Below are 12,448 nucleotides of genomic sequence, written 5' to 3' on the forward strand. Positions count from 1 at the left end.
GGTGTTTTCAGCCGCGGGCGAGGAGCAGCGTGTACGCCTCCTGCGGCGGGGTGTCGTCCTCGAACAGCCGGTCGTGGTCACTGTGGCGGTCTTCGAGGTAGAGGTCGAGGAGTTCGGTGTGGAAGTCGTGCAGCAGCTCGGCGGGGGTGGTGGCGTCGAAGCTGATGTGCCAGGCCGGGGGGCCGAACGGCGCTCGGTTGGCGGTGATCGTCCACTTCCCCTTGTGTGGACTGTCGGTGTCAGGGACCAGGGTGGTGAACAGTCGCAGACACGGGCTGGTGGCGAGGGCCGCGCCGTCCTCGGACTGGTGCACGGTCCAGTCCTCGGGGAAGGGCCAGATCGCATGGAGGTCCATGGGTCCGGGGCCGGCCAGGTGGCGGGGCAGGACCTTTACGGACTGGGCCGGGTTGAGGTTGGCGAAGGGGTCGGTCGACATGGGCGGGTCCTCAGCGGCGGCGGGCGGGCAGCGCGGCACCGGGCGCGAGCGGTGGGAGCGTGGTGGTGCTCCAGCGGGGAACGCTGCGTGTGCCGAGCGCGGGCGGGCGACGGCGGGCGGCGGCGGTCTGCTGGACGTCGAGCGGGGTCGGTGCAGGAGGCTTCGGTGGCTCGATGGGGGTGAGCTGGGCGAGTTGGGCGAGCCGGGGGTGGAGGTTGTTCTTGTAGCGGGCGACGGGGGCGGGGTCGATGAAGGCGGTGGCGGTGGCGGCGATGAGGTGCTTGGGGGTGCGCGCGGTGAAGATCGCCTCGGCGCGGGTCCCCCAGCCTTCAGGTCCGGCCCACAGCTCCACGGTTTCGCGGTCAGGATTGGTACCGACGACGTCGATGCTTGCTCCGGCCAGCCCGTCGGGGGCGATGACCTCTACCGTGCCGCGGGTCAGCGGGCGGCGTTGCCATCCGGCGTCGAGCAGAGGTTGTATCGCGTCGGTCCAGCGGTGCGAGGGATCGGCCAGGAAGCTGTCGGTGTCCGTGCTCCACTCGCGGGCGAGGGCGCTGGTGAGGCCGTGGACGATCTCGGGCGGCGTGTTCTGGTTGAAGGTGGCCGTCCAGGTGGCACGGGAGACGGCGTCCTGGGCTGCGCTGATCTGCCACACGTCGTAGTCGTCGCCCGCCCAGCCGATCTTGATGCGGTGGTCGGGTGAGGTGACGACCGTCTGGAAGGGGCCCTCGTCGAGGTGGTGGTGTGGCCAGTGCTTGACGGGCTCGAAGCTCGGATCGGCGTGGCCGGGCAGGCCGGCGAGGTAGCGCGGGGAGACGTAGACATCTCCCTCGATCGGCGTGGGGTCGGTCATAGGCGTATCCGTCGGGGTCGGAGGGAAGGCAGCGGGCGGCCGCCGGGCACAGGGCGGGCGCGGTCGGACGGGGCGGCGTCCTTGGCCAGGCGCCGATCCAGCGGGCACTCGGGAAGCCGCAGGCGGGTGGCCGGAACTGGGGCTGGCTGCCCGGCTGCCGTCGGGTTTCGCGTCCGGCTCACCGCCTCGGCCCCGGGCCCCCAGCGACGGCCACCCGAGGCCGGGATCGGGTCGGGAGCCCAGTAGGTCCTCTCCTCAGTGGGTTCGGGGCCGGGCTCGGGGGTGCGCGGGTTACGCCGTGGACGCGGAGGGCTGGGGTTCGACGGTGAGGGTCAGGTGGCGAAGGGCCTCTTCGCCGCGGGCCTGTGCGGCTTCGGCCGTGGGCCCGGTGGTGATCAGGAATCCGGCGCGGGCGCTGAACATGTCGCCGGCGGGTGGCAGGGTGACCGTGTCGCCGACCGCGCGTTGGAAGGTGACCTGCTCCAGCCACGGTGCGCTGGCGGCAAAGCCGGCGTCGAAGTGGCAGTGGGTCAGGGTGCCGGAGGCGTTCGGGTACAGCAGCCGGATCGCGGCGGCGCTGTGGCGGGTGCGGGTGAGGTCGGGGGCCTGGCCGCAGGCGGTGTCGGCGGCGGCGCGGGCCAGGTCCACGCCGGTGGCGAGCTGGACGAGATGGCCGATCATGTCGCCGCCGATACGGGCGTTGACCTCGATCAGGCGGGGGCGGCCGTCGACGAGGCGCATCTCGACGTGGCTCACGCCATCAGTGATGCCGAGCGCCTTGATGGCCGCGGCGGCGACGGGCGCGACCTGGTCGAGCAGCGGGTCGGCGGCATCGACGCTGTGGGCGATCTCCTCGAAGAACGGCGGGGCGCCGAGGGTCTTGCGGGTGACGGCTATGGCGGTGGTGTGACCGCGGTGGGTGACGCACTCGACGGAGATCTCGGGGCCGTCGAGGTACTCCTCCACCAGCACCTTGGTGCTCGCGATACCGTCGCGGGCCCCGGCAGCGGCGAACTCGAAGCCGCCGGGCAGTTCTTCGGCGCGGTCGACGCGGATGACGCCGATGCTGCCCGCGCGGGCAGTCGGCTTGAGCACGATGGGGTAGCCGATCGTCTCGGCGGCGAGCGCCGCCTCCAGCAGGGAGCGGGCGGTCATTGACGCGGCCGAGGGCACGCCGTGGCGGGCGTACAGAATGCGGGCAGTCGCCTTGTTTCGGGCGGCTTCCATGACCTCCGGGCTGTTCGTCGGCAGGCCCAGGCGCCGCGCCAGGCGGGCGGCCTGAATGAGATACCACTCGGTCCACGTTGCCACGCCGGTCAGCTCGTGCCGCTCGGCCAGGGCCTGGCCGGCGGCGGCCAGCGCCTGGGCGTCGTCGGGATCGGCGATCTCGAAGTCGGTGATGAACTCCCGCTCCCAGGTGGGGGCGGCGGGGGTGATCAGGACGACGTCGTACCGGGCGGCGACGGCTTCGAGGCAGTAGCCGCGGTACGCCTCGGCCTGCGAATCGGCGGTCGATATGACAAGGATGGCGGGCAAAGACTCTCCAAAGGCAAGCAAACGGGGGGCGGTTCAGGCGCGGCGGTGAAGGTTCAGGCGGCACGTCGGCGACGCAGTTCAAAGATGGAGGCCCACTCGGGGTGGTCCGCGATCAACTTCCGCGCATACAGCGCGCTGTAGTTGTTGTTGATCCCGCGCAGCCCCTGCGGGAGTCGCCAGCGCAGGTCCTCGAACAGGTCCTTGAGTCCGATGCGGGTGGCCCCGGCGGCGAGCCGTTCGTCCGTCAGCTTCTCCAGGGCTCGGTAGATGTAGGGGTGGGCTGCGTCGAAGGCGAGGAACTGGTCGGTGATGGTGGGCCGCGATCCCGCGCGGGAGGAGGGCCGGGTGAGCGGTATGTCGGCCTGGGCGGCGGCAGCGGGCACGGGCATCGGGTAGATCTCCAGGACGCGAAGGGCGGCAGGGCAGGGGTCAGGCGAGACGGGCGTGAAGTGCCGGGAGAGTGCGCAGGCGCAGGAAGGCCAGGCACAGGCCGAGGGCCTGCACGGCGGCGCAGATGGTGATTGCGTGGCCGAGCAGGGCGGGCGGCACCGTGGCGACCAGGACGCCCGCCAGCGGGAAGGGCAGCAGGAGCAGCAGGATCGTCAGCGAGAGGGTGGCGCCGAACACCTGCTGCGGGATGAGGTGGGAGCGCAGGGTGCGCAGGACCACCGTCATGCCGCCCTCTCCGGCCATGAGCACCGCGATCAGCACGAGGTACGCGGTGTAGGTGTGGGTGAGGGAGACGGCCAGGCACGCGCCAGCCGCGACGGTGGCGGAGAGCGCGCCGACGGGCCACAGGCCGAAGCGGTCGATCGTACGGCGGCACACCGCGACGGTGATCAGGGAGGCGACGGCGGCCACCGACCAGATCAGGCCCACGTCCGCGCTGGAGTGTCCGAACTGCTGGACCACAATCACGGGTGCCGCGGCCTGGAGCAGGCCGATGGCGAGGTTGGACAGGGTCAGTCCGCAGACCAGCCAGCCGAGCGCGGGCAGCGAGCGCAAGGTCGTCCATCCAGTGCGCAGCCCCGCAAGGAGGGGCTGTGGCAGCTCGGTCTTGATGGCGTGCTGCCGGGGGGCGAGCGCGCACGCCAGGAGCGAGAAGGCGGCGATCGTGGCCAGCATCCCGGCCGCCCCGGTGCACTCCAGCAGGAGGCCGGCGAGGGCGGGTCCGGCCAGGGTGCCGACCTGGTCGATGCCCAGCAGCACCGACTGCACGCGGTGGGCACGCCCGCCTGCCTCGCGGCTGGCAATGCCGCCCGCCGTCTCCGCGGCGATGTAGGAGAACTCCGTGAGCACGCCGGTCGAGGCGGCGAGCACCATGACCGTGACCGTGGTGGCCGGTCCGGCCTCCAGCTGTGGCAGGGCGAGGGCGGCGGCCAGGACCACGATGGCTCGCAGCGCCGAGGCCAGTCGCAGCACGCGGGTGGTGCCGTGGCGGTCGACCATCGCTCCGGCGACGGCGAACGCGCCCAGGCGCGGCACCCACTCCAGCGCGAACGCCACGCCGGTCAGGGCCGCGGAGTGGGTGGTGGCGAGCACCAGCAGCGGGATGCCGTACGTCGTCATCGCGAAGGCGCCGGCGTCCATGCTGCGGGGCAGGTAGATGCCGCGCAGCAGGGTGGGGACCGGTCGGCGGGCATGCCGGGGTCCGACACTGGATCTCACGCAGCGGTCTCCATCTCGTCCGCCGTGCGGGCGGGGTGGAGGGCCCTGTCGTGCTGGAGGCTCACGCTGGCCTGGAGCCAGGCGGTCAGGGCGGCCTGCGGGCCGTCGAGAGCCGAGATGGCCTGCGGGCTGAGGAGTGCTCCCCCGGGGAGGAGCAGTCCGCCTGAGGTGGCGAGCCGGGCGACACCGCGGGCCAGGGCCGGATCCTGGCCGAGCAGGGTGAGGGTGTGCTGGACTCGGGTGACGAAGTCGCTGGTGGCGGTGGGGAACTGGTGGGTGCGGGCCCATCGTGCGGCGGTGTCGTAGACGTCGGCGAGGTCCTCGCCGCTGTCGGTGAGCCGGTAGCGGACTCGTTCGTCCTCGTCGCCGTACACGAGGCCGAAGTCGCGGGCCCGGTCGATGGCGTGGCCGAGTTGGTTGGCGGTCAGGTTGCCGAAGGCGGCCTGCAGGCTGCCGCGGCGGCGGTTGATGGGGCCGTTGTCGGCGATTTCGCTGACGAGGCGGATCAGGGCCGGCAGGGCCAGCGCGCGGATGGCCTGGCGCTGGTCGAGGCCGTCGATGGAGTGTCTGGTCATCGGCGCTGGCCCCCTGCCTGGGGAAGGGCGAGGGCTCGCACCGGTATCTGGTGCGAGAAGAGGTCGCCGGGCTTCCAGGCCGTGTGCGCCGTGGCCGGAGCCGGGGTGGACGGCGGCTGGGTGGTCAGGGCCGGCGTGGTCGTGGCGGGTGCCGGTACGCGGGGTTGGGTGGTCAGCCACGGCCCGGACTGGGTCTGCGCCGCAGCCGGGGCCTGGCCCCACACGGGGTGGGTGTCGGCGAGCGGGCGTCCGGCGGCCCAGGAAGCGAGGGCTCGGTAGACGGGGGCGAGCGCATGCCCGTTGGAGGTCAGTTCGTAGGCGCGGCCGTCCTTGCGGACCAGGCCGTCCTCGACCAGCCGGTCCACCTGGGGGTAGATGTTGCTGAGCCGGTAGCCGGGCATCGCCGCCGCGGACAGTGCCTTGGCGCTGGTGGCGCCGCGGGCCTTGAGCACCCACAGGATCGAGGTGGCGTGACGGGGGCCGATCAGTGCGAGGGTGTCTTCGATGTTCTGCGCGGGCGCGACCTGGGTGAGCGGTTCCAGCTGGCCGGTGTCCTTGTTCTTCACCAGGGGCTTTTCCAGGTGCGCCTCGCCCCAGGCGGTGATCACGGTCAGGACGGGCATGAGGTCGGCGCCGCGGCCGGTCAGGCCGTAGGTCACATGGCCCTGGGCGACCTCGGTGCGCTCGACCAGTCCGGCGTCGGTGAGCTTGCGCAGCTTGGGGTGGAGCGTGCCGTCGTTGAGCCAGGGCAGGCGCGGCTTGATCTCTGCGTAGCGCAGGGGCTGCACGGACAGCGTCATCAGGATCCACACGCTCCACAGCGGGGTGATCATCTCCAGCGACTCGGTGACGCGTTCCACGTCGACCTGGGTGGAGCGGGGCAGACCGGTGGTGGCCAAGGGGGTAACTCCTAGGGCGGGGCGGGCGAATCAGCGGGTGTGGGTGGCGGCGGGCTCCATGCGCATCGGCGGCACGGAGGTGGTGAGATCCACTGCCGTCGAAGGCGTGGGCGGCGCGGGGGTGCGGTGCAGGCTGGCGAGGACGGCGCTGACGGTCTTGGCGTACGCGTCCCGGGTGGCGACGGATTCGGCGATCCGGCGGGCGCAGTCGAGCAGGTGGCCAGCTTCGAACTTGCCGATCTCCCGTTCCGGGGAGGCAAGTTCACGCAGCCGCTGGAGCTGGAAGGAGATGTTGCGCTCGGCGAGCTGCAGATCACTGTGGCTGCTCGTCAGGGCAGCGAGCATGGTGCCGGTCGGGTTCGTCTCGGCGTGGGCTTCGAGGGCGGCCATCGGCTGGCCGTACAGGTTCTCGATGCGTTCGGCGATGGTCTCGGACGTGGTGTGGGGCAATCGGGGGCTTTCACGGTCGGCGCCCCCGCTCCGCCCCGGCACGGGCAGGTGCCGGGGCGGACGGGAACGTGGTGGAGAGCTTGGGCCCGGTGAGCTGCGCCGGCCGCTCCGGGCAGGCTCCGGGCGGCGGCATGCTGCGCAGCAGCTCGCCGAGCGCCGTGGCGTATCCGTCGCGGGCGGACAGGGCCGCCTCCATCCACTGCGCGTCGAACCGCACGTCATCGGGAGGCAGTTCACCCAGGTCGTGGTTGGCGGCGGTGGCGTCGTGGATGCAGTCGCGGACCCGGGCGACCTGCTCCTCGGCCACCGCCAGCCAGGAGCGCAGCTCCAGGGCGCGCAGCAGGGCGGCGGACGCCTCGGGGCCCGCGGCCTGCGCGTACAGCTCGCTCAGCGAGGCACCGAAGGCTTGAGTCAGGGCCTCGTCCTGGCCGGTCGGCTTGAGTGCGACACTCACCGCGTCGCTCCTCGCACCGGCACGGATGGCGTGGGCGCGCCGCTCGGTATCGGTGTGGTCTGAAGGGCCGGGCTGCGGCGGGGGGCTGCGTCGGCACCGCGCCAGGCTCCCGGACCCCTGCGTCCCAGGGAGTTCGGGTCGGTGTAGTGACGTACGACCATCGCCCGTCCGTCACGGACCGTCACGGCGGCGTTGACTTGGTGGGCCAATTCCATGACCGGGTCATCCAGCACGTCAACGGGAGCGCGGTCGAGGGCCGCGACGAGGGCGTCTTCGGCCTTCTCCAGTACCTCCTGGGCCTCGGCGAGCAAGCCGTACCACTTCACGACGACGGTGGCGTCGTTGGATGCGTGCGGGGCCACGGCCACCGCCCGGCGCAAGTCGGCCAGCGGCATCTGGAAGCAGGCCTCGATCTGCTGGGTGATGACGCCCATCACGTCGTCGGCGTCGTCGGACACGACACGGCTCCTTTCCTTGGAAATGCGTGGGCGAGACAAGAACGCGTGCCGCGCTGGTCAGAGGCGAAGACTGCGAGAAAGTGCCAGCCTCCGGCGAACTCGCATGAGTGCAGAACCGATTGCAGGCATGTGCGAACCTCGTGATTGGCCTGTGAGCCGCAGACCCAGCCCTTTACACCCGTGTTCTTGTCGGTGATGTAGTGCCAATTGGCGCTGCTCTTGCGGGCCGTGAACTCGTGGCTGGCATAGAGCATGCCGGTGGCGGTGATCTTGGCCGATGCCTTGGAGCGGATCGTCACGGCCTTCGTGTCGACCTTCCACGGGCCGAGCAGGTCACACTGGCCGCTGACCAGCGCAGTGGCGGGAACCCGCGGCGCTCGCGGACGTGCCGGCGACGAGCGGGAGAGCGAGCGAGCCGAGAACGGCAACAGCGACGGCTATGCGGGGTGAGCGCATGAAAGATTGACCTCCAGAGGAGAAAGAAGGGAAAGCGGGACCACACCCGGACTGACCGGGCGGGTGGTTCAAGAGTCCGGAGAATCCCCGGTTTCGCTAACCGGGGATGTGCTGCTATGTTTCGCGCTTCTACGGGCACCCGGCCCTCAAGGATCCATGTCGAAAGAGATCCTGCGACAGGGCAAAACGGCTGCTGCGCTTAGCGAGTTGGGCCCGTTCGCGGCGCTGGGGCGGCGGGCATAGCGGGCCCTGCGGACGCGGCGGTGTACCGGGTCGCCGGCGCGGCGGTCGGCAGGGGAACGTCCTCGCCCGACCAGTGGGCGTGCCACCAGGCGGTGGCCTGCTCGTAGGTCGAGAAGCCGCCTTCGCGCAGGGTGTGCGTCCAGTGCTCGGTGTCGACCTCGTGCAGCAGTACCCGGAAGCGCAGCGGTGCCTTCTCGTCGATGGCGGCCAGGAGCACCGTGATCTGCATGCGGGCCGGATCGTCGTCGGTGTAGCTGGTGACGAGGGCGAAGTGGTCGCCGTCGGCAGTGAGGCGGTCCTCCAGCGCCTTGGTGGCCTCGTCGGCGGCATCGGTTCCGATGCCGGGAGGAAGACCGATGGCCTCCTTGGGGCAGCCGCGGGCGATCAGCCAGCTCTGCGCCATAGGCACCAGGGCCAGCCTCTCGTGCTGGAACCGGAAGGTTCGGGCCTCCACGTCCCGCTGCAGGTGGAGGGCCACCAGCTGCGGCTCGCCGGGGATACCCCAGGTCACCGCGCCGTTGTGCATGACGTAGTAGCTGTGCCGCTGATCGTCGGTGTGGTGCTCGGCGAGCACGGCGAGTTCAGTGGATTCGATTTCGATGTGCTGCCAGAACTGCTCGGCGACACGATCGTTGACGGCGTCGTAGCCGTCGAGGCGGAAGTCCGGGGATGAGGGCATAAGGGCTTTCGGAGCAAGGCGAACACGGGAGGCAGGGTTCAGCGGCGGGCGGGAGTGGCCGCGGGCCAGGTACCGGGCCTGGGCGCGGGAACGGCGCCGGGCACCTTGGGCAAGCGTGGGGTGGTCACGGCCGCACGGCCGGTGTCGGTCAGCGTGACGGGCTGGCCTGCCGTGACCGGACGGGAGGTGTCGCGCACCACCAAGCGATCCTCTTCGAGGCGTTGCAGCTGGCTGTAGGGGATGCGGGTGCCGGAGGCGGTGACGACGTACAGCTGCTGCGTCAGCAGGTTCTGGCGGAGCTTGGCGCCCTGGGTGATGGCGAGCAGCGCCGCGATGTCGGGCGCCGGGAGGTTCGGCACGTCGCGCGGAGCGCTGTCGCGGGCGGCGGCCTCGACGGGCTCGAGCGCGGCCACGGTCTGCGCCTGCCGCTCGTCGCGGGTGCGGGCCGCTTCCTCCAGCAGGTCGACAGTCCGGGCGATGCGCTCGAACAGAGCATCGTCGACGGGGTATTGGCCGGAGGAGAGGCTGTTGAGCTGGGACCGGTAGAAGGTCACGGTGGTCTCGGCCTGGACGAGGGCCCGGTGGGCGTCGACCAGCTGCGCGTGCCGTTCGTCGAGCAGGTCGCGGTCGCGGTACTGCCACAGTCGGTCGATGCTGTGGCCCACGGCCGCTTCGATGCGATGATCCAGCTGGGTCAGAGCCTTCTTCACCGGCGCGTTGGGGGGCATGGGGAGGATTCCTTGGGGTGTCATGAGGGCCGGTGTACGAGGCCGCTCACGCCGAGGGGCAGGCGCACGTCGAGGTGCGCTCCGTGCCGCACCTCGCGGACGGGGCCGAGGCGGCGAAGGGGGCGGAGCAGCTGGTTCGACACCTCGGTGTAGATGCTCGGGGTATGAGCGCCCCGATCCTGTGCCTACTGGGCTGTGTGTCGGGCCAGCGCGGTGCCGATGCCGCGCCTCAGCAGGAGCAGACGGGCAGCGCCGCCTGCAGGGAGCTGCGCAGGTACCCCTTGAGCTGGTAGGTGCCGAAGCGGACGTTGCGAGGCCGTGCGCCGTAGGGGGCCAACAGACGGCCCAGCCGGTGTGGGGTGAGTTCGGCGTACGACCAGCGGTCTTCCGCCATGCCGGGCAGCTGGCGGAGGCGGTCGGTGAGAGCGGCCGAGGACATGGCAGCCGGATCGCCGTCGGCCGCGAAGGCGTCGAGACACGCGTGAACGATCGTGTGCTCGGCGACCGGGCAGGAGCGGCAGTCCGCCTCGCCCTCGGCGGTGTCCACCTCGCCCTCGGCGGTGTCCACCTCGTTCTCGGCGGTGTCCGCTTCGCCTTCGTCGGAGGCTGGGGAGCAGCAGCACGGGGTGCTCAGCAGGTGGGTCAGCTCGGCGCCGGCCAGCAGGCGCAGGATGAGGACGTCGGTGAGCTGCTCCATCTGTTCATGGGCATCGGCGAAGCAGGCGGTCGGCCTATCGCCGGCCATGGCGAGGAGATGCGCATCAAGATGCTGAACTCGGCGGTGAGCCTTCAGAATTGCCCGGTGGTGCGGGTTCTCCTGCGGGATGTCGAGTCCGGCGAGGGAGGCCGTGAGGTCGTCGAGGCCGGAGGGAAAGTGGGTCGTCAAAGAGTGCGGTCCTTCGGGGTCGGGGACAGAGCGGGGCGGGGAAGTCCGGGCACGGCGTACGGCGGCGGGCCCGGCTTGGGGGCTTCGCGGCGCGCCTCCAGCTGCGGGGAGCGGGAGCGGGCGGCATGGGCGAGCGCGTTCACCGGGCTGCGGGTGATGCCCAGGCGTTTGCGGGCGACGTTGTACACCTCGTGGCGGTCGCGCGGGCGCACGGCCACCACGTGAATCTCGGCGCGGTGCGCCGAGCCCGGCGGGGCCGGGCGCTGGGCGTAGACGACGCGCCAGGCTTTGCGGTGATCGACGTACAGCTTGCGGTAGTCGGCCAGTTCGCCGAGCAGCCTGGGCCCGAACTGCCTGGCGTTGACGACTTCCTGGAGCTGGGCGAGGGCCAGGTCGCGGATGTCGCCGGGGGCCTGGAGGAGGTCGGTCAGGGCGCGCGGGTCGAAGGAGAGGCCGAAGGCGGGCCGGTGCTCGGAGCCGCTCATGCGGCCTGGTCCGGCTCGCCGGGCTCCTGCTGGTCTGCGGAGGCCGAGCGTGCGGAGCGGATGGAGGAGGCCGGGCCGGGCAGCAGGCGGTGCGCGTCGCGGTCGGGGTCGGTCTGGCAGGCCGAGAGCGGGCCGCCAGGGGCGCGCACGTGGGCCAGGCAGTGGGTGAGGAAGTCGCGGTGCCACACGAACATCCCCGACGGCCCGGCTTCGGGGTCTTTGTGCTGCTGGTAGGCCATCCACAGGGCGTGGAGCCAGGCGACGACGTCGTCGTGCTCCTGCCACTTTCTGCACCACGGGGCCGCGGTGGTGACCTCGGCGCCATAGGTGTCTATGAGGAAGCCGTCGACCCAGTCCGTCAGTGCGTCGAGTTCGTCCTCGTATTCCTCGCCCTCCAGTTCCAGGAGCGGGCGCGGTTCGGGCGGCGCCTGGATCGGCGCTCCGGGCATCCCAGGAAGGCTGGGCACGCCGAAAGCCGCGAAGGGTGCGGGGTCCGGAGGTGCGGCAAGGCTGTCGAGCTGCCGGGCCTGCTCGGCCTGCTGCTCCATGAGCTTGCGGACGCTGGCCTCGACGCTCTCCAGATTCGAGTCCGGCAGCCGGACAGGTTCCATTTCCCCGCCGTCGGGGAGGTCTATGGATTCAGGCACGAAAGAGGTCTCCTTGAAGCCGCGGCCGGTGGGCGTGAATGACGGCTCCACGATCCAGAGAATCCCCGGTTTCGCTAACCGGGGATCCGGTGCTATAACGCATCACCCGGCACGGTGAATGATGGACCAGAAGCCCGCTATCGCTCCGTGCCGGGCATGGGTAGACGCCTAGGCAGACAGAACGAAGTCATCCTGGGACAGGATCTGCTGCACCGTCTCGGTCAGCCGGTCGGCTGCCACCTCGGCGTACTCGCGGGTCTTCTCCACCCCGATGAATGAACGGCCTTCCAGCAGGGCCGCTACCCCGGTGGACCCGGATCCGGCGGTGAAGTCCAAGACGGTGCCCTGCTCGGGGCAGATCTTGACCAGCTCCCGCATCACCTCCACCGGCTTCTGCGTGATGTGCTGGCGGTTCTTGCCCGAAGGCTGCGAGGCGGAGTAGAGGCCGGGCAGATAGACCGGGTTCCGGGAGCCGTCGATCGCGCCCTTCGAGCCCCAGATGATGAACTCACAGTTCTGGGTGAAGCGGCCCTTTTGGGGCCTGGCCTGGGGCTTGTGCCAGGCCAGCACGCCGCGCCACAGCCAGCCGGCCGCCTGCAGCGCGTCCGTCGTCGTCGGCATCTGCCGCCAGTCGGTGAACAACAGCGCGGTGCCGCCGGGCTTGGTCAGCCGGTGCGCCTCGGTCATGATCTGGGTGAGCCAGAAGCCGTAGCTGCGCTGATCCATGTTCTCGCCGGTGAAGTCCGGCAGCTGGTGCTGGGCGTCGGCGGAGGTGTACTTCTGCTTCGCGCTGCGGCTGGTGCGCTCCTTCGCTGTCCGGCCGCCGGAGTTGTACGGCGGGTCGGTGATGACGGAGTCGACACAGCCGTCCGGCAGCGTCGCAAGCACGCTCAGCGCGTCGCCCTGGTGCAGGGAAAAAGGCAAAGGGATACCACAATTCGGTTCGGGTGAGGATGGGTTTTCGCTCCGGCTCGCGTACAGAACCGGCGGAATTG

General features: G+C 70.9%; 17 protein-coding genes. All 17 read right to left on the reverse strand.

Annotated features, from left to right (window positions below; genetic code table 11):
• Window positions 1-7: 7 nt before the first annotated feature.
• Window positions 8-436 (reverse strand): SPDY domain-containing protein, encoded by a 429-nt coding sequence (locus ACZ6JY_RS36750; RefSeq protein ID WP_469203262.1) that lies wholly within the window; start codon window positions 434-436, stop codon window positions 8-10.
• 10 nt (window positions 437-446) lie between these two features.
• Window positions 447-1,289: an SPDY domain-containing protein gene (locus tag ACZ6JY_RS36755; protein ID WP_469203264.1), complete on the reverse strand. Its 843-nt coding sequence runs from the start codon at window positions 1,287-1,289 to the stop codon at window positions 447-449.
• Between the two features lie 291 nt (window positions 1,290-1,580).
• Window positions 1,581-2,816, reverse strand: coding sequence for an ATP-grasp domain-containing protein (locus ACZ6JY_RS36760; protein WP_469203439.1), 1,236 nt, complete (start codon window positions 2,814-2,816; stop codon window positions 1,581-1,583).
• Between the two features lie 62 nt (window positions 2,817-2,878).
• Window positions 2,879-3,214, reverse strand: a complete 336-nt coding sequence (locus ACZ6JY_RS36765) for a hypothetical protein (protein WP_469203266.1) — start codon at window positions 3,212-3,214, stop codon at window positions 2,879-2,881.
• A 40-nt stretch (window positions 3,215-3,254) separates the two neighbouring features.
• Complete coding sequence (locus tag ACZ6JY_RS36770; RefSeq protein ID WP_469203268.1) at window positions 3,255-4,493, reverse strand: MFS transporter; 1,239 nt, start codon at window positions 4,491-4,493, stop codon at window positions 3,255-3,257.
• Window positions 4,490-5,068, reverse strand: coding sequence for a hypothetical protein (locus tag ACZ6JY_RS36775; RefSeq protein ID WP_469203270.1), 579 nt, complete (start codon window positions 5,066-5,068; stop codon window positions 4,490-4,492). Before ACZ6JY_RS36775 ends, ACZ6JY_RS36770 begins: the two co-directional genes overlap by 4 nt.
• On the reverse strand, window positions 5,065-5,967 hold the full coding sequence (locus ACZ6JY_RS36780) for a winged helix-turn-helix transcriptional regulator (protein WP_469203272.1): 903 nt from the start codon (window positions 5,965-5,967) through the stop codon (window positions 5,065-5,067). Before ACZ6JY_RS36780 ends, ACZ6JY_RS36775 begins: the two co-directional genes overlap by 4 nt.
• Before the next feature lie 30 nt (window positions 5,968-5,997).
• The gene (locus ACZ6JY_RS36785) at window positions 5,998-6,417 is read right to left on the reverse strand and encodes a hypothetical protein (RefSeq protein ID WP_469203274.1); all 420 of its coding nucleotides are present in this window, start codon (window positions 6,415-6,417) and stop codon (window positions 5,998-6,000) included.
• A 10-nt stretch (window positions 6,418-6,427) separates the two neighbouring features.
• On the reverse strand, window positions 6,428-6,871 hold the full coding sequence (locus tag ACZ6JY_RS36790) for a hypothetical protein (RefSeq protein WP_469203276.1): 444 nt from the start codon (window positions 6,869-6,871) through the stop codon (window positions 6,428-6,430).
• A complete protein-coding gene (locus ACZ6JY_RS36795; protein ID WP_469203278.1) occupies window positions 6,868-7,329 on the reverse strand; it encodes a hypothetical protein in 462 nt (153 codons plus the stop codon). The genes ACZ6JY_RS36790 and ACZ6JY_RS36795 overlap by 4 nt, the downstream gene beginning before the upstream one ends.
• Window positions 7,305-7,757, reverse strand: coding sequence for a hypothetical protein (locus ACZ6JY_RS36800; RefSeq protein ID WP_469203280.1), 453 nt, complete (start codon window positions 7,755-7,757; stop codon window positions 7,305-7,307). The genes ACZ6JY_RS36795 and ACZ6JY_RS36800 overlap by 25 nt, the downstream gene beginning before the upstream one ends.
• Before the next feature lie 227 nt (window positions 7,758-7,984).
• The gene (locus ACZ6JY_RS36805; RefSeq protein ID WP_469203282.1) at window positions 7,985-8,707 is read right to left on the reverse strand and encodes a hypothetical protein; all 723 of its coding nucleotides are present in this window, start codon (window positions 8,705-8,707) and stop codon (window positions 7,985-7,987) included.
• 38 nt (window positions 8,708-8,745) lie between these two features.
• A complete protein-coding gene (locus ACZ6JY_RS36810) occupies window positions 8,746-9,435 on the reverse strand; it encodes a hypothetical protein (protein WP_469203284.1) in 690 nt (229 codons plus the stop codon).
• Between the two features lie 229 nt (window positions 9,436-9,664).
• Window positions 9,665-10,321 (reverse strand): DUF3631 domain-containing protein, encoded by a 657-nt coding sequence (locus ACZ6JY_RS36815; protein WP_469203285.1) that lies wholly within the window; start codon window positions 10,319-10,321, stop codon window positions 9,665-9,667.
• Window positions 10,318-10,806 (reverse strand): hypothetical protein, encoded by a 489-nt coding sequence (locus ACZ6JY_RS36820; RefSeq protein ID WP_469203287.1) that lies wholly within the window; start codon window positions 10,804-10,806, stop codon window positions 10,318-10,320. The genes ACZ6JY_RS36815 and ACZ6JY_RS36820 overlap by 4 nt, the downstream gene beginning before the upstream one ends.
• Window positions 10,803-11,417, reverse strand: coding sequence for a DUF4913 domain-containing protein (locus tag ACZ6JY_RS36825; RefSeq protein ID WP_469203440.1), 615 nt, complete (start codon window positions 11,415-11,417; stop codon window positions 10,803-10,805). The genes ACZ6JY_RS36820 and ACZ6JY_RS36825 overlap by 4 nt, the downstream gene beginning before the upstream one ends.
• 204 nt (window positions 11,418-11,621) lie before the next feature.
• Window positions 11,622-12,377 carry a DNA-methyltransferase gene (locus ACZ6JY_RS36830; protein ID WP_125515899.1) on the reverse strand — a complete coding sequence of 252 codons (756 nt, stop codon included), beginning with the start codon at window positions 12,375-12,377 and terminating at the stop codon, window positions 11,622-11,624.
• Window positions 12,378-12,448: the final 71 nt, after the last annotated feature.

This window comes from Streptomyces sp. NPDC046335 (genome assembly GCF_055587985.1).

Coding starts and splice junctions, on each gene's coding strand:
- ACZ6JY_RS36750 (WP_469203262.1), bottom strand. CDS start 436: ATGTCGACCGACCCCTTCGCCAACCTCAACCCGGCCCAGTCCGTAAAG.
- ACZ6JY_RS36755 (WP_469203264.1), bottom strand. CDS start 1,289: ATGACCGACCCCACGCCGATCGAGGGAGATGTCTACGTCTCCCCGCGC.
- ACZ6JY_RS36765 (WP_469203266.1), bottom strand. CDS start 3,214: ATGCCCGTGCCCGCTGCCGCCGCCCAGGCCGACATACCGCTCACCCGG.
- ACZ6JY_RS36775 (WP_469203270.1), bottom strand. CDS start 5,068: ATGACCAGACACTCCATCGACGGCCTCGACCAGCGCCAGGCCATCCGC.
- ACZ6JY_RS36805 (WP_469203282.1), bottom strand. CDS start 8,707: ATGCCCTCATCCCCGGACTTCCGCCTCGACGGCTACGACGCCGTCAAC.
- ACZ6JY_RS36810 (WP_469203284.1), bottom strand. CDS start 9,435: ATGCCCCCCAACGCGCCGGTGAAGAAGGCTCTGACCCAGCTGGATCAT.
- ACZ6JY_RS36820 (WP_469203287.1), bottom strand. CDS start 10,806: ATGAGCGGCTCCGAGCACCGGCCCGCCTTCGGCCTCTCCTTCGACCCG.
- ACZ6JY_RS36825 (WP_469203440.1), bottom strand. CDS start 11,417: ATGGAACCTGTCCGGCTGCCGGACTCGAATCTGGAGAGCGTCGAGGCC.